20 protein-coding genes are annotated in these 23,933 nt (G+C 57.2%); 12 read left to right on the top strand and 8 right to left on the bottom strand.

The window, feature by feature from the left end; translation table 11 throughout:
- Positions 1-62: 62 nt before the first annotated feature.
- The 3 genes from ACO6VX_RS14050 to ACO6VX_RS14060 are packed head-to-tail and all read right to left on the bottom strand — an operon-like array spanning position 63 to position 3,315.
- Positions 63-842, bottom strand: a complete 780-nt coding sequence (locus ACO6VX_RS14050) for a TIM barrel protein (protein WP_422431678.1) — start codon at positions 840-842, stop codon at positions 63-65.
- Positions 842-1,855, bottom strand: coding sequence for a Gfo/Idh/MocA family oxidoreductase (locus tag ACO6VX_RS14055; RefSeq protein ID WP_422431680.1), 1,014 nt, complete (start codon positions 1,853-1,855; stop codon positions 842-844). Before ACO6VX_RS14055 ends, ACO6VX_RS14050 begins: the two co-directional genes overlap by 1 nt.
- Positions 1,852-3,315, bottom strand: a complete 1,464-nt coding sequence (locus tag ACO6VX_RS14060) for a sugar porter family MFS transporter (protein ID WP_422431682.1) — start codon at positions 3,313-3,315, stop codon at positions 1,852-1,854. The genes ACO6VX_RS14055 and ACO6VX_RS14060 overlap by 4 nt, the downstream gene beginning before the upstream one ends.
- Positions 3,316-3,504: 189 nt before the next feature.
- Here ACO6VX_RS14060 and ACO6VX_RS14065 point away from each other — a divergent pair, with 189 nt between their 5' ends.
- The 4 genes from ACO6VX_RS14065 (at position 3,505) to ACO6VX_RS14080 (ending at position 8,863) form a co-directional block, all read left to right on the top strand.
- Positions 3,505-5,463, top strand: coding sequence for a sigma-54-dependent Fis family transcriptional regulator (locus ACO6VX_RS14065; RefSeq protein WP_422431684.1), 1,959 nt, complete (start codon positions 3,505-3,507; stop codon positions 5,461-5,463).
- Between the two features lie 144 nt (positions 5,464-5,607).
- Positions 5,608-6,222 (top strand): TetR/AcrR family transcriptional regulator, encoded by a 615-nt coding sequence (locus ACO6VX_RS14070; protein WP_010671991.1) that lies wholly within the window; start codon positions 5,608-5,610, stop codon positions 6,220-6,222.
- 237 nt (positions 6,223-6,459) lie between these two features.
- Complete coding sequence (fabF, locus tag ACO6VX_RS14075; protein ID WP_033759862.1) at positions 6,460-7,743, top strand: beta-ketoacyl-ACP synthase II; 1,284 nt, start codon at positions 6,460-6,462, stop codon at positions 7,741-7,743.
- Between the two features lie 241 nt (positions 7,744-7,984).
- Complete coding sequence (locus ACO6VX_RS14080; protein WP_010256830.1) at positions 7,985-8,863, top strand: ROK family protein; 879 nt, start codon at positions 7,985-7,987, stop codon at positions 8,861-8,863.
- A 114-nt stretch (positions 8,864-8,977) separates the two neighbouring features.
- Here ACO6VX_RS14080 and ACO6VX_RS14085 read toward each other — a convergent pair whose 3' ends face one another.
- The 3 genes from ACO6VX_RS14085 to ACO6VX_RS14095 all read right to left on the bottom strand — a co-directional run bounded on the left by ACO6VX_RS14085 (position 8,978) and on the right by ACO6VX_RS14095 (position 11,175).
- Positions 8,978-9,928, bottom strand: a complete 951-nt coding sequence (locus ACO6VX_RS14085) for an Rpn family recombination-promoting nuclease/putative transposase (RefSeq protein WP_029519683.1) — start codon at positions 9,926-9,928, stop codon at positions 8,978-8,980.
- 330 nt (positions 9,929-10,258) lie between these two features.
- Positions 10,259-10,381 (bottom strand): hypothetical protein, encoded by a 123-nt coding sequence (locus ACO6VX_RS14090; protein WP_254920079.1) that lies wholly within the window; start codon positions 10,379-10,381, stop codon positions 10,259-10,261.
- An 8-nt stretch (positions 10,382-10,389) separates the two neighbouring features.
- Positions 10,390-11,175 (bottom strand): MipA/OmpV family protein, encoded by a 786-nt coding sequence (locus tag ACO6VX_RS14095; protein WP_111534836.1) that lies wholly within the window; start codon positions 11,173-11,175, stop codon positions 10,390-10,392.
- A gap of 129 nt (positions 11,176-11,304) precedes the next feature.
- Here ACO6VX_RS14095 and ACO6VX_RS14100 point away from each other — a divergent pair, with 129 nt between their 5' ends.
- The 4 genes from ACO6VX_RS14100 to ACO6VX_RS14115 all read left to right on the top strand — a co-directional run bounded on the left by ACO6VX_RS14100 (position 11,305) and on the right by ACO6VX_RS14115 (position 17,437).
- Positions 11,305-12,003, top strand: coding sequence for a response regulator (locus ACO6VX_RS14100; RefSeq protein WP_010256840.1), 699 nt, complete (start codon positions 11,305-11,307; stop codon positions 12,001-12,003).
- Positions 12,000-13,169 carry a sensor histidine kinase gene (locus ACO6VX_RS14105; protein WP_045139825.1) on the top strand — a complete coding sequence of 390 codons (1,170 nt, stop codon included), beginning with the start codon at positions 12,000-12,002 and terminating at the stop codon, positions 13,167-13,169. The genes ACO6VX_RS14100 and ACO6VX_RS14105 overlap by 4 nt, the downstream gene beginning before the upstream one ends.
- 93 nt (positions 13,170-13,262) lie before the next feature.
- Entirely contained in the window at positions 13,263-14,396 is a 1,134-nt protein-coding gene (locus tag ACO6VX_RS14110; protein WP_010256842.1) for an efflux RND transporter periplasmic adaptor subunit, read from the top strand.
- On the top strand, positions 14,393-17,437 hold the full coding sequence (locus tag ACO6VX_RS14115; protein ID WP_422431688.1) for an efflux RND transporter permease subunit: 3,045 nt from the start codon (positions 14,393-14,395) through the stop codon (positions 17,435-17,437). The genes ACO6VX_RS14110 and ACO6VX_RS14115 overlap by 4 nt, the downstream gene beginning before the upstream one ends.
- A 50-nt stretch (positions 17,438-17,487) precedes the next feature.
- Here the strand turns inward: ACO6VX_RS14115 and ACO6VX_RS14120 are convergent, their stop codons facing one another.
- Both ACO6VX_RS14120 and ACO6VX_RS14125 read right to left on the bottom strand, forming a co-directional pair.
- On the bottom strand, positions 17,488-17,733 hold the full coding sequence (locus tag ACO6VX_RS14120) for a hypothetical protein (protein ID WP_010256845.1): 246 nt from the start codon (positions 17,731-17,733) through the stop codon (positions 17,488-17,490).
- Positions 17,734-17,804: 71 nt separating this feature from the next.
- Positions 17,805-18,710, bottom strand: a complete 906-nt coding sequence (locus ACO6VX_RS14125; protein ID WP_022624205.1) for a LysR family transcriptional regulator — start codon at positions 18,708-18,710, stop codon at positions 17,805-17,807.
- A gap of 104 nt (positions 18,711-18,814) precedes the next feature.
- On the opposite strand from ACO6VX_RS14125, the gene budA reads away from it, so the two are divergent.
- The 4 genes from budA to ACO6VX_RS14145 all read left to right on the top strand — a co-directional run bounded on the left by budA (position 18,815) and on the right by ACO6VX_RS14145 (position 23,743).
- A complete protein-coding gene (gene budA, locus ACO6VX_RS14130; RefSeq protein ID WP_033759870.1) occupies positions 18,815-19,597 on the top strand; it encodes an acetolactate decarboxylase in 783 nt (260 codons plus the stop codon).
- Between the two features lie 14 nt (positions 19,598-19,611).
- Positions 19,612-21,291: an acetolactate synthase AlsS gene (alsS, locus tag ACO6VX_RS14135; RefSeq protein ID WP_010256852.1), complete on the top strand. Its 1,680-nt coding sequence runs from the start codon at positions 19,612-19,614 to the stop codon at positions 21,289-21,291.
- Positions 21,292-21,312: 21 nt separating this feature from the next.
- Positions 21,313-22,086 carry a (S)-acetoin forming diacetyl reductase gene (locus ACO6VX_RS14140; RefSeq protein ID WP_022624207.1) on the top strand — a complete coding sequence of 258 codons (774 nt, stop codon included), beginning with the start codon at positions 21,313-21,315 and terminating at the stop codon, positions 22,084-22,086.
- Positions 22,087-22,291: 205 nt separating this feature from the next.
- A complete protein-coding gene (locus ACO6VX_RS14145) occupies positions 22,292-23,743 on the top strand; it encodes a flagellin (RefSeq protein WP_422431693.1) in 1,452 nt (483 codons plus the stop codon).
- The last annotated feature ends 190 nt before the right edge of the window (positions 23,744-23,933 follow it).

Genomic DNA, 23,933 nt, shown 5'->3' on the forward strand with positions numbered 1-23,933 from the left:
ATCCTGTAGGGTTTATTATTGATAGAACCGCCGGGCAACAGGCAAATACCCGGCGGCAGAGCTCACAACGTAAAGTGATCGCGGAACTGTGCCAGGGCTGTTTCGCTGTCGCCTTCGGCCCAGCCCTCCAGCGCAACGACGCCGCAATAGCCGACCTGCTCCAGCGCACGGGCAATGGCGCGATAGTTAATTTCCCCGGTGCCAGGCTGCATGCGCCCCGGCACATCAGCCACCTGGATTTCACCGATAGCGGGGCCGCAGCGTCGTATCAGCTCTATCAGGTTGCCCTCTCCAATCTGGGCGTGATAGAGGTCCAGATTCATCTTCAGTGCCGGGCTGTTGACCGCTTCGACCAGCGCCAGCGTATCGGCAGCCCGTGCGAACGGTATACCCGGATGATCAACTGCCAGATTCAGGTTTTCGAGAGTAAATACCCGCCCGGCCTGCTCGCCGAGCGCAGCGACACGCCGCAGGGTGTCGGCCGCTTTAAGCCACATCTCACCGGTAACCACCTCAACCGGACGAACCGCCTGGCCGTGAGCATCCAGCCCGGTGCCATGCAGATTCAGGCTCGGGCAGTTCAGACGATCTGCAATCGCCAGTGAGGTTTCTGCGCTATGCAGCAACTCTGCAATCTCATCATCATCAGTCAGGTTACCGTTGAGGTAGCCGGTCATGGAGGTAAAACGCGCACCTGTCGCCACCAACGCGTCGATATCTTTGTTGGCCCAGTTCCAGATCTCCACGCCAAATCCCAGCGCATGAATCCGCTCAACACGCGCGATAAAAGGCAGTTCGAGAAACACCATCTCCGCACAGACTGAAAGCTGATAACCGGCCATTAGCGTTCTCCCAACAGAATGGGTTTGCGTTGCTGCACCGATTCAATACAGGCCAGCGCAATTTCCAGCGCGTTACGCGCATCAGTGCCAGTAGCGCGCGTCGTGTCACCGTGCAGAATCGCGCGGGCGAATTCTGCCATTTCAGCAACATAGGCCTCACGCAGCAGATCGGTATCCATTCGAGACGTTGCGATGGCAATACCCTCGGCGTGATAGCGCACACAGTTGTCCTGATTGATGTTGCCCGCCTGCAGCATACCTTTACTGCCAAAGACCTCACCGCGAACGTCATAACCGTAAACTGCCTGGAAGTTGGCTTCCGCAGTGGCAATGGCACCGTTATCAAAGCGGATGGTCACCACCGCGGTATCAAGTAATCCCTTATCTTTAAAATCGGGACGCACCAGCGCATCAGCCAGCGCATAGACCTCAACCGGCCGGGAACCCGGATTGAAGTGCAGCAGGGTGTCGAAGTCATGGATTAAGGTTTCAAGGAAGATGGTCCACTGCGGGATCGGGGCCGGATCGCGCAGGCCAGGGTCGCGTGTCACCGAACGGCTTAGCTGGGTGGTGCCATTGGTGCCTGCTCTGACAGCTTCAATAGCTGCGGCGAAGCCTGCACTGAATCGACGATTGAAGCCGACCTGCAACACAACGCCCGCATCCTGTGCGGAGGCAATAGCCCGATCTGCCTCATCCAGCGTTACCGCCATCGGTTTTTCGCAGAACACGTGCTTGCCAGCCCGGGTTGCAGCGATCACCAGTTCGGCGTGAGTGCGAGCCGGCGTAGCAATAGCAACGGCATCGATTTCGCTGTCATTGAGTAACGCCTGGATATCGGTATAGGCTTTCTCCACCCCCAGCCGGTCTGCCAGTTTCTGCGCTGCGCCGGGTTGCAGGTCGGCGACCGCTGTCAGCCGTGCCCCAGGCACCCGCAGCGCCAGATTCTCTGCATGAAAACTGCCCATGCGGCCAGCACCGATCAATCCCACTCGTACTGTTTTAAGGTTCATAACTGCTCCTGTTTTTTGTTGTCAGCCCAGTCAGGCTGAATAGGGTGTCCGGATGTCGCCTGCGCTTTGGCGGCAAAACGACGGGATTTTGAAAGCATCAGCGGCTCGATGTGCTCCAGTGAGATGCCTCGGGTTTCAGGCAGAAAACGTTTTACAAACCAGAAGGCCACCAGGCAGCCAGCGGCGCAGAGCATCAGTGGAAAAGCACCATGGAAGTGATCCATCAGCAAACGGCTACGGTTCATCATCGGGAAAGTCTGAGTAACGATGAAATTGGCGAGATACATCGAAGAAAAGGCGTAGCCCATCGCGACGGCACGAATCCGGTTGGGAAATATTTCAGAGATCAGTAGCCAGGCACCCAGACTCCATGACATACCAAAAATCAGTACGAACGCCACCAGGCCCACAACCGGCAGCAGGCCACCGATCTGCGCTATAAAGGCCCAGGCGGTAATCACCAGGCTGACAGCGCAACCCAGCGCTCCCCAGCGCAGCAGACGCGTCCGTCCCCAGCGATCCACTGCGTTCAGACAAAACGCTACTCCGACCAGCAGCGCCAGTCCGAGGAAAATGCTGTGATAGAGGGAGGTCTGTGTATCCGGTGAGATGTTCTGCAGCAGCGACGGTGCGTAATACAGCAGGATGTTGATGCCCGAAACCTGCTGAAGAATTGCAATCGCGCAGCCGATCAACAGGATGTAACGCATTCTGGCGTCGCGGAGCAGACGGGTTCCCTGCTGACGGGTAACAGAATCCGCGTCCGGCGCACTGATTTCTGTCAGCAGACGCCGCGCATGTTCAGGCGTCGAAAGCCGGGTCAGCACTGCCAGCGCGCGTTCACGCTTGCCGTTTAACGCCAGCCAGCGTGGTGATTCCGGCATAAAGGGCACCAGTGCCAGAAACAGCAGGCAAGGCACCACACCCGACGCCAGCATCCAGCGCCAGCCTTCACTGACTATCCAGGCATGGGGCATACCGCGTGCAATCAGGTAGTTCACCACATAGACCGTGACCTGACCGCCAACCATCAGCATCTGCTGCAGCCCAAGCATGCGCCCTCGCCAGTCCTTAGGTGAGACCTCTGCGATATAGAGCGGCGTAATTGCCGACGCCATCCCGACCGCCAGGCCACCCACCAGTCGGTAAATCACAAAACCGGTTAGGGAATCTGCCAGCGCAGAACCCACCGCAGACACGGAAAACAACAGCGCGGTGATCACCAGTGTAGGTTTACGCCCGATCCGATCTGAGATCGCGCCGACACAGCCAGCGCCGATGATACAGCCGAGGATGACATTTGAAACAGCCCATCCACTTTGCCACGGCGTTAGTGCAAGGTGTTCCGTCAATGGCTCAATAACGCCGGAAATCACTGAGGCGTCATAACCGAGGATCACCCCGCTCAATGAGGCGATGGAACAGATGAACAGCAACAACTTCAGATTATGTTTACGCATAACACCTTAACTTTCCCATTGTTTTTGACAGGTGAGAGTTAGTGTCAGCGTTGCAAAGTGGATGCCAGTTTTAAAGCGGGCTTTTATGTGAACGCGCTCGCAGATGGCGCGTCCTGATTGAAAATAAAATTTACATGTCAACTTAACATGTCATTAAAATGGACATTCCATCGACCACGGGAGAGTGAAATGCAATCTCTGCATGATTTGCTGCCTAATAAAGAAGAGAGCGATGCCATATTCAGCCTGCCGGAAGGCGGTGATGCGGCACAGTGGGAAGCTCGGTTTGCCCGGGGCTGGCAGGCATTTAGCCAGGGTGAACAGCCGCGCTGGATCCGCCGCAGTATTTTGCAGTCATGGAACCGCTCGCGCGAACATGGCATCGATCCGGTATCTTTTGAGTACAGTGCCTCCGATCCAACGGAGCTGGCCGCCGTTCTGCGTCATAACAGTGAGCTGATTACTGTGGCGCATAGCGTGATGGAGAACCTGCTGGCTTACAATCCCGACGGTCATATCAATCTTACAGATGCGCAAGGCATTGTACTGAGTTTTTGCGGCAGCGACCTGACTCCGGTCGGCAGCATCCTGCGTGAGGAGGTGCTCGGCACCAACTGCACCGCGCGCTGCCTGCGCGAGCAGCGGCTGGTCTATGTACTCAGCGGAGAAAACTGGAAAATCGCGCTGCGTGAACGTAACCGGCAGTGCGCCGCAGCTCCTATCCGTGATGCCAGCGGTCGTATGACCGGCGTACTGACGCTGACCGCCACGCCTGACAATTTCAGTGCCCATACGCTGGGCACCGTGCAGGCTGCCGCAGAGGCAATTGGCCAGCAACTCACCTTACGCCGTCTGCTGGCCGAGCAGCAGTCGATACTGGAGACCCTGAATGAGGGCGTTGTGGTCTGCAACCGCGACGGGCGCATCAAAACCCTGAACCGCTACGCTCGTCAGATCTTTGCCGGTATTGATACCGACAACGCCCTGATCGATCAGGTGCTGCAGCCCCAGTCCGGTTCATTGCTCACACTGCCCTGCTGTAATGACCGCGAGATGGTGTTCCGCCCCGATGGCAGACCCAGTGTTTCATGCCTGGTCTCGCTGATGCCGGCACCGGACGGCGGTCGCATCCTGTCGCTGCGGGAAAATCAGCGCATCCGTGCCATTACCCGTCGTGTGCTCGGCGTCAGCGCCAGCTATACCTTTGAGATGATTCGTGGTCAGGCACCCACGCTGCAGAAGGCTCTTCAGGATGCCCGCGCCAGCAGTCGCAGTGACAGTACCGTTCTGCTGACCGGTGAAAGCGGAACCGGTAAAGAGCTGTTTGCTCAGGCGATCCACAATGCCAGCAGCCGGGCGCATGAGTCCTTTGTCGCGGTTAACTGCGGCGCACTGCCGCGTGACCTGGTGCAGAGTGAGCTATTCGGCTACGTCGATGGCGCGTTCACCGGCTCACGGCGCGGCGGTTCGGCAGGTAAATTTGAGCTGGCCGACGGTGGCACGCTGTTTCTGGATGAGATTGGCGAAATGCCACTGGAGGCACAGACCAGCCTGCTACGCGTGCTGCAGGAGAGTGAGGTGCTGCGCATCGGAGCGGCGCATCCGCTGAAAGTGGATGTCCGCATCGTGGCGGCAACCCATTGCGATCTGCTCAGTGCAGTGGAACAGGGTGCTTTCCGCCGTGACCTGTTCTATCGCCTCAATGTTATCTCCCTGACCATCCCTGCCCTGCGTGAACGCCAGAGCGACATTCCTGATCTGGTGAATACCTTCATTCACGCCCTGTGTCAGCGGCTGAATAAAACGCCTCCGCAGGTGAGCATTGAAGCAATGAACGCCCTGCAGGCATGGCACTGGCCCGGCAACGTGCGCGAGCTGGAAAATCTGGTCGAGCGGATCGTTAATCTTTGCCAGAGCAGCATCATCGACCTTGCCGATTTGCCGCCAGCGATGGTGACGCGCGCAGCCGAAAACAGACCAGCGGCCAGCAGCCTGTTGCAGGATAATGAACGAGCCTGCATCCTGCAGACCCTTCGCGCGCAGGGGGGTAATCTGCGGCAGTCCGCTAAGCTGCTGGGCATTTCTCGCACGGCGCTCTATAACAAGCTCAATCAGTGGAATATCTCTATAGATACGCTGCGCCAATAACCGGCTGGTGGCACTCAGCAACACCAGCATACATTCAGCCCGTTCAAAATATGGCTTTTGATCGCAACAGGGCCTAAAATGTGACCACCCTTAACAGTGGTCACTGAATTTTTTCACCCACCTTTGATCTGCCAGGTTCTGACAATGACTCAATCCGTAACGGAAAATGGCACACGCGGCCCGGCCGGGCACAATGTGCGTGACCAGATTGTCGATGCTGCCATGCAGCACTTCGCGCATTATGGTTACGAAAAAACCACCGTCTCCGATCTCGCCCGTGCTATCGGCTTTTCCAAAGCGTATATCTACAAATTTTTTGAATCAAAACAGGCGATTGGCGAAGTGATTTGCTCCACCCGGCTTGCGATGATTATGCAGCACGTCGAAGTCGCTATCGCCGATGCGCCTGGAGCATCGGAACAACTGCGGCGACTGTTCCGCACGCTTTCCGTCACCGGCACTGAACTCTTTTTTCACGAACGTAAACTCTATGATATTGCTGCCGTCGCGTCGCGTGACCGCTGGCCGTCGGCGATGGCGCATGAAGAACGACTGCTCAGCCTGATTCAGCAGATCCTGCGCAGGGGGCGTGAAGCAGGTGAGTTTGAGCGTAAAACCCCGGCTGACGAAGCGGCGGAGGCAATCTATCGGGTGATCAAACCCTACGCCAGTCCGGTACTGCTGCAGTACAGCCTTGATGACGCTGAAGAAGCCTCTGCACAACTGGCAGCGCTGGTGTTACGTAGCCTTGCGCCCTGAACAATGCGCATGATGTGACTATTGACTTATTTAGTCACAAGAGCAACGATAGCACTCTGTCTGGTTATCGCTCAGGATTCTGATGCTGCTAAGCTTATCTCTCTCTGCTCTATTCCATCCCTGCGTTCGTCCATCGCACCATTCTACGCAGGGTCTCACCTTCCGCGCTCAAGGCGTGTATCCATTGTCTGCGGCAGCATTTCAATCACTGTCCGGACTCTCTACGGGAGTAATCCAATGAGTCACTTAGCCTCATCACAACGCATTGTCATTACCGGCGCGGGCATCGTTTCGCCACTGGGTTGTGGCGTTGAAACCGTCTGGCGGCGATTAACGGCTGGAGAATCAGGTATACGTACCCTTCCCGATACGCTTACTGCTGGCACCGGTATTTCAGTAGGTGGCAGCGTGCCGGGCATCGATGAAGATCCGCTGGCAGGTTACGACCCCGAAGCGTTCATTGCGCCGAAAGAGCGTAAAAAGATGTCGCGCTTTATAGAATTCGCGCTGCTGGCAGCAGAAGAAGCGCTGAATCAGGCAGCCTGGCATCCTGAAGATGAGGCGACGCGTGAACGTACCGCGACGATTATTGCTTCAGGCGTCGGCGGCTTTGGTGCCATTGCCGACGCGGTGCGCACCACCGATGCACGCGGCCCGCGCAGGCTCTCACCCTTTACAGCACCTTCGTTTCTGGCCAACATGGCCGCGGGTCATGTCTCGATCAAACACGGCTTCACCGGCCCGCTGGGTGCGCCCGTTACCGCCTGTGCGGCGGGAGTTCAGGCAATTGGTGATGCAGCCAGGTTGATCAGAAGCGGTGAAGCGGACATTGCTATTTGTGGGGGCACAGAAGCGGCGCTTGATCGCGTCACGCTGGGCTGTTTCGCGGCTGCACGTGCGCTATGTGTGGGCTATGAAGATCAGCCGCACCATGCCTCACGTCCGTTTGATCGTGACAGAAACGGCTTTGTGATGGCCGAAGGTGCAGGCCTGCTGGTGATTGAGTCACTGGCCCATGCCGAAGCACGCGGCGCGACACCGCTGGCGGAGATTGTCGGCTATGGCACCAGCGCCGATGCATACCATTTAACCGCGGGTCCGGAGGATGGCAGCGGGGCTGCACGGGCGATGAGAACCGCCCTGCGTCAGGCGGGCATTAGCCCGGAAGACGTGCAGCATATCAACGCACACGCAACCTCAACTCAGGTTGGCGATCACGGTGAGCTGGCGGCTATTCGTGCAGTGTTTGGCGATGATTCGCAGGTCGCGATCGCCTCAACGAAATCCGCCACCGGCCATCTGCTGGGTGCGGCAGGCGGCGTTGAGGCGATATTCACCCTGATGGCGCTGCGGCAGCAGCTTATTCCGCCGACGCTGAACCTCCATCATCCCGATGAAGCCGCAGGCAATCTGGACCTGGTGGCGCTCAATGCACGTCCCACGGCGCTGACTTATGCCATGTCGAACGGTTTTGGTTTTGGCGGCGTCAACGCCAGTCTCCTGTTGCGTAAGTGGCAATGACTTCAGAGTGACGATTAAGCCCGCGCTGCCAGACACCCTCTCAGCGCGGGTAATACATCGGACGTCCTGAAAAATCATGCACAGCTGTTCCCTGTGTGCCGGGGTTTATCAAAACACCCTCTGTACAACACTCGCTTTATAAATCTGTACCTTTCCTGACAAAATTGCCTCCGCCAGCCCTCCTGCCCTTTTTCTTTCAGCACTACAATTAATCGGATGAAAACAACCTCAGAGAACGTTAATGAAGATTGCAGCTTTCGATATTGGTGGTACCTCTTTAAAAATGGGCGTGATTGATGAGCAGGGAAATATTCTGACCAGTGAGAGTGCTGATATTTCCCATAATTCACGCGACAAAATACTTGATGAGATCCTGGCCTGGCTGGAGAAAAATCCCGGCTGTGCTGGCATCGCCGTCAGCACGCCCGGTTATATTGATGCAGAAGCTGGATATATCGCCATGGGTGGCACCATTCGGGACTTCGACCAGTTTCATCTGAGCCAGTGGCTGACGGAAAAAACCTCACTGCCTGCCACGGTCGAAAATGACGCCCACTGCGCCTTACTGGCTGAACAGTGGCTGGGCAAAGCAAAAAAACTCAGTGATTTTCTGATGTTAACTATCGGCACAGGATTAGGCGGAGCGGCCTTCTGCAACGGCGCGCTGATCCGGGGCGGTCGTAACCGCGCGGGCGAGTTTGGCTGTCTGCTGACTTCGCGCCCCACCAGCAGCAATATTGAACGCCATACCATGAGCCAGAGTTGTACCATGACGGCGCTTCGGGAGAATTACAGCCAGCTCATCGAAAAATCTTCCGACGACGTCACGGGTAAAGATGTCTTTGACGCATACGATCGCAAAGAAGAAGCCGCGCAGCAGGTGGTGAATAAATTCTACCAGGATCTTGCAGCCTGCTTATATAACCTCTTCAGCGTGTTCGATCCGCAGATGATATTTATCGGTGGTGGAATTACCGAGCGGGAACCGTTCCTCGAGGAACTGGCAGAGCAACTGGCAAAATATGATCTTGATATCCGCATTGATACCGCGACCTACGGCAACGACTCCGGCATGTTGGGCGCAACCTGGAATTTCCTGCAGCGTCAGCCAGACAAATAATGGCTTGTAGTTCAGGACGTATGCAGGTTACACCTTTCTGATAATTATGATGATTTATCTGGTGCGGTATTCAAAACGATAACCCGGTCATGACCGGGTTCACTCTTGTTTATATTAGTGTCGTATTTGCGCCAGATCGTCTGACGTCAGGCCGGTCATTTCTATGACAGTTTTACGATCAAGGCCGTTTTGTAGCATAGTGCGCGCAATTTTCAGGGTAGCTTCACGCTGTCCTTCAGTACGACCTTTCTCAATACCACGCCGTTCACCAAGCTCGATACCTTCTGCGCGACCTTTTTCGATCCCTTTTTGTTCAAGCTGCTGTGCGATGGTCATCAGTGCGTCTCCGTGTTGTGGCACCCGCTGTGCCAGTTCGCGAACGAAAGCTTCGTAGTCAGCTGACTCACCAGCCTGCAGTAAATAGTGTATCAGCGTCATCACCTGGGGTGAAGAAAGATAATCGGCCATGAGTAGCGTGACCAGATGGTCAGTCAGGCTTGCAATGTCGCGTTGATGAATATGTTTCTGCAAAAGCGTCAGGGCGGCCATACTGCGATGAGTCATGATCTCATCATCCGGGATGACCGTAATGTCCACTAGCGGGAAGGCGCCTCTATAAAGGCTTTCCGCCACTACCGGATCATCAAATTCGTCGAACCAGCGGGTCGACCACGGATAGGGAGTGCGCTTACCGGTATAGAACAGTACAGGTATGACTAAAGGCAGCTTTTTATGGCCAGCTTCAAGGTGGCGCTGCATAGCGGCTACCGCATAACGTATCAGGCGGAATGCCATATGCCTGTCAGGGGTGGATTGGTGTTCAATCAGAACATGAATATATCCGTCACCGGTTGAGGTTCTGAGACTGTACAAAACGTCACTGAAGTATTGACGCAAATCGTCTTCAACAAATGATCCGGACTCAAGCTTCAGTGTGGTGAGATCGCAGATTTTAAGCAATTTCTCCGGAAGGTGGATCTGCATAAAATCTCTGGCAACATCCGGATGCGTAAGAAACTGTCTAAAAGTAGCATCATGAGGTGTAGCACTATTTTTATTTTTCATCAGTTCAGCCCCTGTAAATTCCATGCGCTGCTACCACAGCGAAGAGGCTATCTTAATAGATCACATTTTAATTTATAATATTTAAATCTTGCCCAATCCATATAGATTAACTACACCAATGCTCTTTTAAAAAATTTATTAGCAAGATGCATTATGACGCAATCTAAATTAACCACCTTAATCAATTTATATAGCGATAATTAAAACATCCGGATGTACCCGAAAATTCTAACGCTGACCATTAATGTCTGAACCGCTTTACGAAAAGTTAATTTTCTATTTAAGTCACGGCATAACCAGCCCGATCACGCTGTTTATACCGCTCGCTCCCTATCCCCGTCCCGGCGCATCCAACAGGCTAAGCGCCACGCCTGTCAGGGTATAGACCACGACATACAACAGAATCAGTGCCGCAAGCAAAAGGCGGTGGCTGCGCATCTCACTTTTCTTCATGGTGCCATTCAGAAGGTGTAGCTCAATGCCAGGGTGGCCGATGCGCCGTTGTGCCGTGCAACGATGGGGCTATCTGAAGCATGCTTATCCAGCCAGCTGTAGTCACCGATCACACTGGCAGCCCAGGCAGGCGTGAACTGATGGCTCCAGGTCAGGCTGGTATCGGTGCCATAAAATCCACCCGCGGCGTCGTACCGTTCAAATCCACTGCGCGCACTTTGCTTGCGGTTAACGCCATACCAGGTATTCATATAACGCCCGTCGCCAAACAGTCCCGCCACCTGCAGTGCCACGGTATCGTCACTGGTCTGCCAGGGGATCAGGGTAACGGAAGTGCGGTACTGCACACCCTGACTATCACTTAATGGCAGCGTCGCTTTGCCCTCCAGCACCAGCCACGGCGTTACCGACCATCCCAGCGCCAGCGCGGTGTTCATCGTTGCGTCGATGTTCCCCATGCCTCTGAGCCGGTCATCCCCATCTCGCCAGGATGAATTCTGGTCAGAACGGCCCAGCCCGTAGCCCAGCGTATGTTCCAGATACAGTCCATTATCTGCCTGCAGGTCATAGCCAATGCCTTTCTGTGAGTCTAAAAAGAAGGCCCCGTCGCGTGCCTGGATCACCGGCATCAGCTGCCAGTGTTGCTTATCTGCGCCGCTATAGCGTGGTGCATTGATACCTGCAATGCCCAGCGTGACGCTTGGCGGCGGCGTAGTCTCATCAGCCATGGCAGTCGCGGCACTGAATCCCAGCGAAAAACAGACCATGTGCAGCGTTATTTTTCCGGTTATCATCACGTTTCCTCATTATCACATCAGGTGCGGAGCTGAGGGGTTCAGAGCCGCGTCAATGGCCGGAGTATGCGAGGCGAGTGTCAATTAACGACCAGGGATTTATGAAGAAACAGTCAAGGTGATCCGAAAATGCAGTCAAAACGTGTACTGATTATTGAAGATGATGCTGATGCGGCGGGCGTACTTGAGGCCTACCTGAAACGTGAAAATTATGAGGTCATGATTGCCGGTGATGGGCCAGGCGGGCTGGATGCCGCCAGACGCTGGCAGCCCGATCTGATCCTGCTGGATATCATGCTGCCCGGCATGAACGGCACTGAAGTGCTGGCAGCGCTGCGACGTCGTGACGATACCCCGGTGATCATGGTGACCGCGATGGGTGATGCGCCGGACCGCATCGGCGCACTGCGCTATGGCGCGGATGACTACGTGGTCAAACCCTATCATCCGGGCGAAGTGGTGGCGCGCGTTCAGGCAGTACTGCGCCGCAGCCAGCAGAGTCAGGTGCCCGCGGCAGAAACCCTGCGTTGGGCGGGTTTAGTGGTGGACCCGGTGGCACTCACCGCAGTGGTCGATAGCGACAGTGCTTCACCGCGCCGCCTCGATCTGACACCAACCGAATTTTCCCTGCTGGTCACCCTGATGCGCGCTCCGACGCGTCCGTTTACCCGCCTGTTTCTGCTGGAGCACTGTCTGCCGGAAAGCGATGCGCTTGAGCGGGTGGTCGATACCCACGTCTATAACCTGCGTCGCAAACTGGAAGCCGCGGGCATCTCTGATGTCTTACCGGCAGTGCGCAGCGTCGGTTACCGGTTCAGACAGCCATGAAGAACGATACGCATACTTCATTGTGGCGCTGGATCTGCATCCGGGTGCTGTTTCTGGCGATTGGCAGCGTGGTACTCATCGCCATCTGTATGTGGCTGCGCTTCGCAGTGCAGGCGTACTGGGTCTATTACCGGATGCCGCCCGCGCTGCTGGAGGAGTTCACCCGGTTGCGCCACCACCCTGCCAGCGATCCGGCACGCTTTCATCAGATTATGGACCAGTGGTGGGGCATCAACTTCTCCGATCCGTCGCTGGCCTCGTCGGACTGGCTTACCGTGATCGTGCTGGTCGTGGTAACGATTCCGTTTATGGTGCTGATGGCGCTGCGTTTCGCCCGTCCGCTGTCGGCGCAGTTCAGCCAGCTGGCTACCGCGGCGCGAGCGGTTTCAAAAGGCGAATTTGGCCGATCGGCGGTAATCGTAAAAGAAGCCCCACAGGAGCTGGTGCGCTTTACCGAAGATTTTAATCAGATGACGCAGCAGCTGGCGCGTTACGAGCGTGAGCTGCGCACCTCGCATGTGGCGATGGCGCATGAGCTTCGCTCGCCACTGACGGCCGCAATGGGCCGCCTGCAGGGCATTCTGGATGGCGTCTTTCCTGCCGAACCGCAACAGCTGGCGATGATCATGAAGCAACTGACGCAGCTCAGTCGCCTGACAGACGAACTGCATCTCTTGTCACTGGCGGATGCCGGGCAGCTTACCCTGAACCGCGAGTGGTTTAATCTCAGCGAGTTACTGCGCGAGCGCTCCGGCTGGCTTCTGCCGCAGGCAGAACAGGCGGGGATTGCCATCAGCGTGACATCACCCAACGATCTGCGGCTGTATGCCGATACCTTCCGGCTGGGCCAGGTAGTGACCATCATCTGTGAGAATGCAATGCGCTACGCTGCCGACGGTGGCGCGTTGCTGATCACGGCCAGCCAGAACGATCAGGCGATCATAATGACCTTCCGCGATTATGGTCAGGGTGTGGAGCCGGACTTCCTGCCGCAATTGTTTGACCGCTTTACCCGCGCTGACTCCTCACGCGCCCGCCACTCCGGCGGCAGCGGTCTGGGACTGTCGATTGCCAAAGCGATTGTCGAGGCGCACGGCGGGTCGCTTCACGCCACACTGCCCGCCGACGGCGGTCTGCTGATCGGGATAACGCTGCCGACGAGATAAATTGTTCTGGCTTGACCATTTCTTGATGGTTCATGGAACGTTTCTGGACACATGCCGGGTTCAATGAGCACAACTCATTAAAGGAACCCGGTTATGACAGACTTCTTATCGGATGCTGCCCGCCAGGTGTGGCGTCATCTCTTCGGTATTCACATCTTTGCGCCGATCATCTTCGTGCTGCTCGGGGTATTCATCATGACCGGTTGCCGGGACAATAGTTCTGCTCCGCCTGCCGCCCCGCTCCGCCCGGTTAAATCGGTGATTGCTCCACCGCTCAGCAGTGATGCATCGCTGGTGCTGACTGGCGAAATCCGCGCTCATGAAGAGGTCGCGCTAGCCTTCAGACTGGATGGCCGGGTGGTGAGCCGTGCGGTTGAGCTGGGCGATCGCGTCAGCGCCGGGCAATCGCTGGCAGCGCTGGAAAATGATCAGTCACGCAATCAGCTAAGCAGCGCACGGGCCGATCTCGACAGCGCACGCGCCGCCGAACGGGTCGCCGCGCTTAACCTGCATCGGATGCGGCTGCTGATGCCCGGAGGGGCCATCGCCCGCAGCCAGCTGGACAGCGCCCAGGCGGACTGGCAGAGCGCGCAGTCCCGCCGTCTCAGCAGCGAAGCGGCTCTGAAAAATGCCCAGGATAACCTCAGCTGGACTCAGCTGACTGCGCCTGCAGCAGGCCGGATCACCGCCATCACGGTTCAGCCAGGTCAGGTGGTCAGCGCCGGACAAAATGTGATGACGCTGGCAGCAGGGGATGCACGCGATGCGGTGTTTGACCTGACAACGCCTGCGCTGCTGCATCCTGATGATCGGACACCGCTGAAAGTGACGCTGCTCGCCGATCCCGGCGTGCAGGCCAGTGGCACAGTGCGTGACATCAGCCCGCAGGCCGATCCACAGACCCGCACATGGCGGCTGCGCATCTCACTGAATCAGCCGCCTGAGGCGATGGCACCCGGTGCCACAGTCATTGTCACCCTTCCCGATGCGCAGCCGCCGGTCATCGCCCTGCCCGCCAGCGCCCTGACCCGCTCCGCAGACAAACCCGCGCTGCTGGTCGTTGATGCGGCGTCACGCCTGCAGCTTCGTCCGGTAGTGCTGGCCCGCTTTAACGCGCAGCAAATCTTCGTCACTGCCGGGATCAAGCCGGGAGAGCGCGTCGTCACCGCCGGAGTCAGCACCCTGCAACCTGGCGAAAAAGTGGCGCTTTCGCAGGAGGCTCCATGAAAAAAACGTCTGGCTTTAACCTCTCCGGCTGGGCGCTGGCGCATCAGCAACTGGTGATCTTTTTCATGCTGCTGGTCATGGCGGCGGGTGTGCTGAGCTATGAACATCTGTCACGCAATGAAGACCCGGCGTTTACTATCAAAACCGCCGTAATATCAGCCCAATGGCCAGGCGCTGATGTGAACACCACGGTGCAACTGCTCACTGACGTACTGGAACAGAAAGTGCAGGAGATCCCGTCGCTGGATGCGGTTGAGAGCGAAACCCGCGCCGGACAAACCGTCATCTATGTCAACCTGCGCGATGACACGCCGCCCTCTCAGGTGGCCGGCATCTGGTACCAGCTGCGTAAAAAGATGCAGGATGTTGCCCCTTCACTGCCGCAGGGCGTGCAGGGTCCGGCCGTTAACGACGAATTTGATGACACCTTCGGCACCATTTATGGCTTCACGGCGGAGGGTTTTACCGCCAGAGAGCTACGCGACCGGGTCGATAACCTGCGTCGCAATCTGGCCAGTCTGCCCGACATCGGTAAAACCAGCCTGTTAGGTGTACAGGAGCAGCAGGTGGTTATCGCCTTTTCGCCGCGCAAGCTGAACGGCATGGGGCTCGATTTACAGCAGGTCAGCGCCGCCATTAAAGCTCAGAACGATGTCGTCCCGGCGGGCAGCCTGCGTACCGACCGCGAGAATATTGCGCTGCGGGTCAGCGGCACCCTGACTTCGGTTGAAAATCTGCGGGCGATTACCCTGCATATCGGTGAGCGTTTTATTCCGCTGACCGATCTGGCCACCATCAGCCTGCAACCTGCCGAACCTCCGGCGCCGACGTTTAGAGTTAACGGCGTTCCGGCTATCGGGCTGGCGATCTCCATGGCCGGCAGCGGCAACATGCTCGATTTCGGTCAGCAACTCAGTCAGCGCATGCAGATGCTGGCCAGTCAGTTACCGCACGGTATTACTATGACCCGCGTGGCCGACCAGTCTTCCGTGGTGAAAAACGCGGTCAGCGGCTTTGTCCGGATACTGGGCGAAGCGGTCGTCATCGTGTTAGCCGTCTCCTTTGTCTCGCTGGGACTGCGTGCCGGTCTGGTCGTTGCGGCGGCGATCCCGCTGGTACTGGCAATGACCTTTACCGGCATGTTAATGGCAGGCATCGGACTCCAGCGCATCTCGCTTGGCGCGCTAATCATCGCGCTGGGGCTGCTGGTGGATGATGCCATGATCACCGTCGAGGCAATGGTGGCGCGACTGGAAGCGGGCGACAGCAAGTGGCAGGCCGCCACCTATGCGTTTAAAACCACCGCATTTCCGATGCTGACCGGTACGCTGGTAATGATCGCCGGGTTCATTCCGGTCGGGTTCGCCGCCTCCAGTGCCGGAGAATATTGCTACTCATTGTTTGTGGTGATTACCCTGGCGCTGCTCTGCTCGTGGGTCGTCGCGGTCATCTTCTCTCCGCTCACCGGCTGCTGGCTGCTGTCGGCCAGGCACATCAAGGCCGATAAGCCGCCGGGCGTGCTGACGCGCAGCTATCACCGGCTGCTGGAGGTGATTCTGCGTCACCGGCTGGTGACGATTGGCACAGCGATGGCGGTGCTGCTGGTCAGCCTTTACGCCACCACTTTTATGCAGGGTGAATTTTTCCCTGCGTCGGATCGCCCCGAGCTGCTGGTCAGCCTGACGCTTCCCGCCAGTGCAGCCCAGGCTGAAACCACCCGCCGAACCGCACAGCTGGAACAGATGCTGCGCAACGATCGGGATGTGGCGAACTACACCAGCTACGTTGGCTCGGGCGCGATACGCTTTTATCTGCCGATGGATGTGCTGCTGGATAATGAAAACATCGCGCAGCTGGTGGTGGTGGCGAAAGATCTGGCGGCACGCGATCGGCTGCGCAGCAGGCTGGAGCAGAAGCTGGCGGTGGATTTCAGTGATATCACTACCCGGGTATCGCCGCTGGAGCTGGGGCCACCGGTCGGCTGGCCGCTGAAATATCGCATCACCGGCCCGGATAATGCCAGGGTGCGTCAGGCGGCCGATCGGCTGGCGGCGCTGATCGCCCGCTCATCGCTGACACGCGAGGTCAATCTTACCGCCGGAGAGCCAGAACGGGTCATGACGCTGGCGGTGAACCAGACCGCAGCCCGCGCAGCCGGACTCTCTTCCGAAACGATAGCCACCTCGCTGAATACTCTGATGTCCGGCAGCGTGGTGACCACCCTGCGCGATCGTAACCGCCTGATCGACGTCGTGCTGCGCAGCAATGACCCGGAGCGGCAGGACACTGACACACTGGCAGGATTGATGATCACCAATGCCAGCGGACAGAAAATCCCGCTGCGACAGGTGGCAACCCTGAACTGGGGAGTGGATGACCCGGTGATATGGCGACGTCAGCGGCTGGCTTACATCACCGTACAGACCGATATTGCGCCCGGTCAGCGGGCTGAACAGGTCTCGCAGCAGCTCGCACCAGCCGTCGCCGCTCTGCGCGCCTCGCTGACGGCCGGATACGGTATTGAAGAAGGTGGCGTGGCGGCCGAATCGGACAAAGGCAACGGTTCAGTGTTTGCTCTGCTGCCGGTAACAATCTGCGTCATGCTGGTCTTGCTGATGATTCAGCTGCAACGCTTCTCCGGCATGCTGCTGGCGCTGAGCATGGCACCGTTTGGCCTGCCCGGCATCGTATCCGCGATGCTGCCGGCTGGCACACCGCTGGGGTTCGTGGCACTGCTGGGGATTATTGCCCTGGCGGGGATCATCATCCGCAACGCGGTGATCATGATCAGTGAAGTTGATGCGAATAGCCGGGCCGGACTGCCCGCGGGTGAGGCAATCCGGCAGGCTGCCCATCACCGTGCGCGTCCCATTCTGCTGACCGCCTGTGCGGCAATACTCGGCATGATCCCCATCGCCCATCAGGTTTTCTGGGGGCCCATGGCACTGGCGATTATTGGCGGTCTGGTCAGCGGTACGCTGGTAACGCTCACGGTGCTGCCCGCCGCGTTAAGTCTGTTGATGCAGCGCGGTTCACGTTAAAACAATACCCGGCGATCCCGTGCTGAGAACGGCGGGATCGCCGGAAAGGATCAGTTCATCACCTCGACCAGAATCAGCGGGCACTTTCTGACTTTGCAGGCCTGACTGTAGGCCAGCGAGCAGACCGAACAGAGATCGCGCACGTCAGACTGGTACTCATACTCCATGAAATAGCGGAACTGGCCGCCCGCCGAATCTGTTCTCCAGAATCGCTGCGGCTCCAGAATTTCATCCAGTTGCCTGAATGTCAGGGCTGACGGGTTGTGAAACCCGACTCTTACGCGGTATGTAGTCATGCACCGATTATTGGCATCCCGGTCCCTGGCCGCCAGTTGGTTATTGTTTTCAGTTCAATAGCTGGCGCTTATCAACCCGCTTCGCCTGGTGCCGCAGGCTGTTCTGCCAGCAGCGCCAGCAGGTGCAGCACCGCTTTTGACGGATGAAGCCGACGCCAGGCAAAGGCAACGTCGGTAAATAGCGTGTTGTTTTCGATATCGCAGAAGCTGACCCCGGGGTTATCGACGCAGCGCATCGACTCCGGCACCAGCGCAATCCCGCAGCCCGCCGCCACCATGCCCAGCGACGTAGTGATCTGCGGAGCCTGCTGAAAAGTGTGGCGCGAAAAGCCCGCCCGCAGACAGGCAGTGACAATCAACTCATACAGGCTGGGCGAGACGTCGCGCGGGAAGATCACCAGGGTTTCCCCCGCCAGCGCGGATAGCGCCACGGTGGGTGTGCCGCTAAGGGGATGGCAGCGCGGCAGCGCAATCAGCATCTTTTCGGTGGAGATGACGCGCAGATTAAACGCCTTGCTGCTTTCACACGGCAGCCGGATAAAAGCGGCATCCAGCAATCCCTCCTGTAAATCCTGCATCAGCAAAGACATATTCTCTTCGCGGGTCAGCAGCTCCATCGCCGGATAACGTTCTTTAAACTGGCGGATCAGGGTGAAGATGCGTGGATTAAACGCTACCGAGCTGGCAAATCCCAGCGACAGCTGACCACTGATCCCGCGCGCAATACCGCGTGCGTTCTCCAGCGCCTGATCGGCCAGTTGCACAATCTGCCGGGCATCTGCCAGAAACGCTTCGCCCGCTTCGGTGAGTTCCACTCCGCGCGTCAGGCGCTTCAGCAACGGTGTGCCAATTTCCTGCTCCAGCCGCAGTATCTGCTGACTCAGCGGCGGCTGCGATATGCCCAGTATCTCGGCGGCACGAGTGAAGTGAAGCGTCTCGGCTACGGCAACAAAATAACGCAGGTGGCGAAGTTCCATATCAAAAACGTCTCAAAGTTAACAGGTTTCGCTATTGGACCCACCGACTGAATCGGTTCACCATTAGGTTAACACGGCTTAACGGTTAATCGATGAGGCATCAAATGAGCAATTGTGTAACTGATTGTTCCTGTGAGGATCAACTAAAACATACTGTCCTGACGCTTTCCCAGGATGCACCAGAAAGCGTTATCTATCAGACCTCTTTAATGAGTGCGCTGCTGAGTGGCGTTTACGACGGCAATGTCCGTATTGCCGACCTGCTGCGTAAAGGGGATTTCGGCCTGGGTACCTTTAACCGGCTGGATGGCGAGATGATCGCGTTTGACAGCAAGGTCTATCAGCTGCACGCCGACGGCAGCGCGCACCCGGCCGATCCGGCGCAGAAAACTCCGTTCGCCGTGATGACCTTTTTTAAACCGCAGCATCTGTATGAATTTGACCGGCCGATGTCGCGTGAGGCGATTCATCAGGTGATCGACAACGAAATCACCTCCGATAACCAGTTCTGCGCGCTGCGCATCAGCGGTCGTTTCAGTCGCGTCGAGACCCGCACCGTGCCATGCCAGTGTCGTCCCTATCGCTCAATGCCGGAAGTTCTGGACGATCAGCCGACCTTTGCCTTCAGCCAGCGCGCGGGCGAACTGATCGGATTCCGTACACCGCAATATATGCAGGGCATTAACGTTGCGGGCTATCACGAACATTTTATTACCGACGACCGCGAAGGCGGCGGCCACATTCTCGATTATGCGCTGGAACAGGGCACCCTGACCTTTGGTGCCATCAGCAAGCTGGTCGTGGATTTGCCGCAGGATAGCGATTTTCTCAATGCCGACCTGAACCCCGCCAATCTTGACGCCGCGATTCGTGCGGTAGAAAGCTAATCAGAGGAATGACGATGAAAACTCCAACCGATACCACACTCTGGACCTGCGGCGCTGACCTGGTGGTGGCGCAACTTGAGGCACAGGGCGTCCGCCACGTCTTTGGCATTCCTGGCGCAAAAATTGATAAAGTCTTCGACTCACTGCTGGATTCCTCCATCCAGACCATCCCGGTTCGCCACGAAGCTAACGCTGCATTTATGGCCGCCGCAGTGGGCCGCCTTACCGGCAATGCGGGCGTGGCGCTGGTCACCTCCGGGCCGGGCTGCTCCAACCTGATCACCGGCATGGCCACCGCCACCAGCGAAGGCGATCCGGTGGTGGCTATCGGCGGTCAGGTGAAGCGCTCCGACAGCGCCAAGCAGGTTCATCAGAGCATGGACACGGTTTCAATGTTTCGCCCAATCACTAAATATGCGGTTGAGGTCACCGACCCCGCTGCACTTTCTGAATGCCTGTCGAATGCGTTTCGCCACGCCGAACATGGCCGGGGCGGCGGTGCCTTTATCAGCCTGCCACAGGATATTGTCGATCAGCCGGTTACCGGCAAAGCGTTGAGCAGCAAAGGCCGCCCGGTACTGGGCGCCGCACCTGACTCAATGATCGACGCCGTCAGCGAGGCCATCGCCGGGGCTAAAAATCCGGTCATCCTGCTGGGATTAATGGCGAGCCAGACAGAGAACAGCGAAGCGATTCATGAGCTGCTGACACGCAGTCACATTCCGGTTACCAGCACCTATCAGGCAGCAGGAGCGGTCAGACAGGATCACTTCTCACGCTTCGCCGGGCGCGTCGGGCTGTTTAACAACCAGGCGGGCGACAGGCTGCTGCAACAGGCTGACCTGATCGTCACCATCGGCTACAGCCCGGTGGAATATGAACCGGCGATGTGGAACAGCGGTAACGCCACCCTGATTCATATCGACGTAATACCCGCTGAGACCGACAACCGCTATCTGCCGGATGCAGAACTGGTGGGTGATATCGCCGCCACGGTGCGTAAACTCGCCGCGCGCATCACTGCCCCACTCCAGCTGACCCCGGAAGCCGCCACCATCCTTGAGGATCGTCAGCAGCAGCGCAAATTGCTGGCGATGCAGGGTGCCAGCCTCAATCAGTTTGCTCTGCATCCGCTGCGCATTGTGCGCGCCATGCAGGACATCATTAACAGTGACGTCAGCCTTACCGTCGATATGGGCAGCTTCCACATCTGGATCGCCCGCTATCTCTACAGCTTCCGGGCCCGTCAGATCATGATCTCCAACGGTCAGCAGACGATGGGTGTGGCCCTGCCGTGGGCGATTGGTGCCTGGCTGGTCGAGCCACAGCGCAAAGTGGTTTCAGTTTCCGGCGATGGTGGTTTCCTGCAATCCAGCATGGAGCTGGAAACTGCCGTTCGCTTAAAAGCCAACATTCTGCACATCGTCTGGGTCGATAACGCCTACAACATGGTGGCGATGCAGGAAGAGAAAAAATATCACCGCGTCTCGGGCGTCAATTTTGGGCCGGTCGATTTCAAAGCCTACGCCGAAGCGTTTGGGGCAGCGGGCTTTGCGGTGACCAGTGCGGCAGAGCTGGAGCCGACGCTGCGTAAAGCGATGGATGTTCAGGGACCCGCCGTGGTCGCGGTGCCGGTCGATTACACCGACAACCCGCTGCTGATGGGTCAGCTGCATCTGAGCCAGCTTCTTTAATTTCTCAAAAAGGAAATCATGATGAAAAACAGAGTGGCATTTGTGACCGGCGCAGGCCAGGGCATTGGTGAAGCGATCGCCCTGCGTCTGGCGAAAGATGGACTGGCGGTTGCAGTAGCCGATTTTAATCAGGAGACCGCACGCCAGGTCGCGGAGAAGATCAACCAGCAGGGTGGCAAAGCGATTGCGCTGAAAGTCGATGTCTCACAGCGTGATCAGGTGATGGAAGCGGTAGAAGAGGCGCGCCGCACGCTGGGCGGCTTTGACGTCATCGTCAATAATGCCGGTATTGCGCCCTCCACGCCGATTGCTGAGATCACCGAAGCGGTGGTCGACAAGGTCTACAACGTCAATGTCAAAGGAGTGATCTGGGGCATGCAGGCCGCGATTAAAGCGTTTGCTGCAGAAGGTCACGGCGGCAAAATTATCAACGCCTGTTCTCAGGCGGGTCATGTCGGTAATCCGGAGCTGGCGGTTTACAGCTCCAGTAAGTTTGCCGTGCGCGGCCTGACGCAGACCGCTGCGCGCGATCTGGCACCTGCCGGCATCACGGTTAACGCCTTCTGCCCTGGCATTGTCAGAACACCGATGTGGGAAGAGATCGACCGCCAGATCTCTGAAGCAGCCGGCAAGCCCGTCGGTTACGGCACCGAGGAGTTTGCGAAACGCATTACGCTGGGACGTCTTTCTGAACCGGAAGATGTGGCTGCCTGCGTCGCCTACCTGGCCAGTCCTGACTCCGATTACATGACCGGTCAGTCGCTGTTGATTGATGGCGGCATGGTGTTTAACTGATCTTCGTTCGCCTGCTGCGTCATCGCGTGGCAGGCGTTTTTCCTGACCGGGTTGAACCGTTAATTTTTTTTATCTGAAAAGCGGTTAACCATCAGCCTCTTGACCGTCTGGCCCCGTATTTCCTGCCTTTTTGTCGCCACAGAGATTAAAGCTGCTTATCACCCTGCCGATAAAACAGAGACTCCTCTCCCTGTTCGAAGCGACCATGTTAACGATCAACCATAACGAAACCGCCGCGATTACGAACAAAACGCGGTACAGCACTGACTCTGTTCTGGGACGAACGGTTGAACGGTTATCATCAGGGATGAGAATTAACAGTGCCAAAGATGACGCGGCAGGTCAGGCGATTGCCAACCGCATGACGGCCAATATTAATGCCGATGCGGTGGTAGCGCGTGGCCTCAATGACGCCATCAGCTATTCCCAGACCGCCAGTGGCGGCCTTGGCAGCATCGTCGATCTGCTGATCCAGGCGCGCACCCTGTCGGTCCAGGCAGCCAACGGCACGCTGTCGGACGCCGATCGACAGAGCATCAACGGCCAGTATCAGCAGATTATGGCAGGCATCAATGAAGTGGCAGACCACACTGAGATTTTTGGCCGCTATCCACTGGCGACTAATAATCCCGATCTACCGCCTGCGAAGCTGGGTAACGTTGACCCTATCAACACGAAGTTTCCGGTGCCGGGCAAGAATTACTCCTTTACCTCTGGCGTGATCCCGCTGGCCTATATCCCGGCAGGCTCGACAGCGATAAGCATCACGATTGATTCGCTGGGTATGGATGACGATCTCCAGCTCTTTACCCGCGACGGTAAGCACCTGGTCGGTACACCACTGGACGGCAGTGCGCCTGATTACACCTGGGCCAGCAAAAGCATCACTAATTCGGCTACCGCGGATAGTCGCCTGCTGACCAGCAGTAACGGATTTGCCAGCGGTGCGGCTTATGACAGCTCGCAGTTGCTGGAGGGCGGCCCGAGCTGGACGCTGGCAAGCAGTAACAGCAGCACCTACAACGGCATGAACATCACTTACAGCGGTGACGGCGATCGCTATGAGGATGTCGCCAGCGGCGATTTCAACAACGGCACCATCACCAGTAACCGGCTTGAGCGCATCACGCTGGATACCGTCAGCGAGGATTTGATTGTGGTGGTGGTGGGCAATGGTTCCTTCACCGGTAATCTGACCTGGGGAAATCTGCCGGAACCCAAAAGCCTGCCTGCAACGCCGCCGAAGAAGAGCGAACCTATGGAGGTGGTCACCAGCGCCGATTACGGTCAGCCGATCCAGTCGGATACTATTCCGGCAACGCCATCGGATACCAAAACGCTGGGGCTGAACAACACAACGCTGCTTACAGAGGGCGATATCTCAACCACCATGAAAGCATTGGATAGCGCGCTCGAGAAGATCAGCGGTTATCAGTCGACCTATGGCGCAAAGATCAACCGTTACGAATCGAACCGTAATGTGTTATCGCAGCAGGGCGTGGATACCTCAGCGGCTCGCAGCCGCATACAGGATGCGGACTATGCTGAAGAAGCAAGCCAGCTGGCACGCAGCCAGATTATTCAGCAGGGTCAGACGGCCGTCAGCAAAATGGCGAATAAAACCCCTGAGATGATTATTCAGCTGTTAGGCAGCTAATAACGTTAACTGGCTGAGCATCATGGCTCAGCCGGTTACCCTGTTTCTCCACCACTCTACTACCCGCCTGATTCAGCCTCAGCTGGCCCGAAACCCCGGTTACACTTCGACACCCTTTGATCTCAGTCACACAATCTCGTTTAAGAACCGTTTAAAGATGATCATGATCACCCTTCTTTGTTAAAGAAAT

It is taken from the genome of Pantoea sp. BJFS-204 (assembly GCF_049310725.1).
GTDB classification, from domain to species: Bacteria; Pseudomonadota; Gammaproteobacteria; order Enterobacterales; family Enterobacteriaceae; genus Pantoea; species Pantoea agglomerans.

Excerpts from the sequence above, each read along its gene's own strand:
- ACO6VX_RS14070 (WP_010671991.1), top strand. The coding sequence starts at position 5,608 with ATGACTCAATCCGTAACGGAAAATGGCACACGCGGCCCGGCCGGGCAC.
- ACO6VX_RS14105 (WP_045139825.1), top strand. The coding sequence starts at position 12,000 with ATGAAGAACGATACGCATACTTCATTGTGGCGCTGGATCTGCATCCGG.
- alsS (WP_010256852.1), top strand. The coding sequence starts at position 19,612 with ATGAAAACTCCAACCGATACCACACTCTGGACCTGCGGCGCTGACCTG.
- ACO6VX_RS14050 (WP_422431678.1), bottom strand. The coding sequence starts at position 842 with ATGGCCGGTTATCAGCTTTCAGTCTGTGCGGAGATGGTGTTTCTCGAA.
- ACO6VX_RS14120 (WP_010256845.1), bottom strand. The coding sequence starts at position 17,733 with ATGACTACATACCGCGTAAGAGTCGGGTTTCACAACCCGTCAGCCCTG.
- ACO6VX_RS14100 (WP_010256840.1), top strand. The coding sequence starts at position 11,305 with ATGCAGTCAAAACGTGTACTGATTATTGAAGATGATGCTGATGCGGCG.
- ACO6VX_RS14095 (WP_111534836.1), bottom strand. The coding sequence starts at position 11,175 with ATGATAACCGGAAAAATAACGCTGCACATGGTCTGTTTTTCGCTGGGA.
- ACO6VX_RS14090 (WP_254920079.1), bottom strand. The coding sequence starts at position 10,381 with ATGAAGAAAAGTGAGATGCGCAGCCACCGCCTTTTGCTTGCGGCACTG.
- ACO6VX_RS14125 (WP_022624205.1), bottom strand. The coding sequence starts at position 18,710 with ATGGAACTTCGCCACCTGCGTTATTTTGTTGCCGTAGCCGAGACGCTT.
- ACO6VX_RS14060 (WP_422431682.1), bottom strand. The coding sequence starts at position 3,315 with ATGCGTAAACATAATCTGAAGTTGTTGCTGTTCATCTGTTCCATCGCC.
- ACO6VX_RS14115 (WP_422431688.1), top strand. The coding sequence starts at position 14,393 with ATGAAAAAAACGTCTGGCTTTAACCTCTCCGGCTGGGCGCTGGCGCAT.
- ACO6VX_RS14085 (WP_029519683.1), bottom strand. The coding sequence starts at position 9,928 with ATGAAAAATAAAAATAGTGCTACACCTCATGATGCTACTTTTAGACAG.
- ACO6VX_RS14110 (WP_010256842.1), top strand. The coding sequence starts at position 13,263 with ATGACAGACTTCTTATCGGATGCTGCCCGCCAGGTGTGGCGTCATCTC.
- ACO6VX_RS14080 (WP_010256830.1), top strand. The coding sequence starts at position 7,985 with ATGAAGATTGCAGCTTTCGATATTGGTGGTACCTCTTTAAAAATGGGC.
- ACO6VX_RS14065 (WP_422431684.1), top strand. The coding sequence starts at position 3,505 with ATGCAATCTCTGCATGATTTGCTGCCTAATAAAGAAGAGAGCGATGCC.
- ACO6VX_RS14055 (WP_422431680.1), bottom strand. The coding sequence starts at position 1,855 with ATGAACCTTAAAACAGTACGAGTGGGATTGATCGGTGCTGGCCGCATG.
- ACO6VX_RS14145 (WP_422431693.1), top strand. The coding sequence starts at position 22,292 with ATGTTAACGATCAACCATAACGAAACCGCCGCGATTACGAACAAAACG.
- budA (WP_033759870.1), top strand. The coding sequence starts at position 18,815 with ATGAGCAATTGTGTAACTGATTGTTCCTGTGAGGATCAACTAAAACAT.
- ACO6VX_RS14140 (WP_022624207.1), top strand. The coding sequence starts at position 21,313 with ATGAAAAACAGAGTGGCATTTGTGACCGGCGCAGGCCAGGGCATTGGT.
- fabF (WP_033759862.1), top strand. The coding sequence starts at position 6,460 with ATGAGTCACTTAGCCTCATCACAACGCATTGTCATTACCGGCGCGGGC.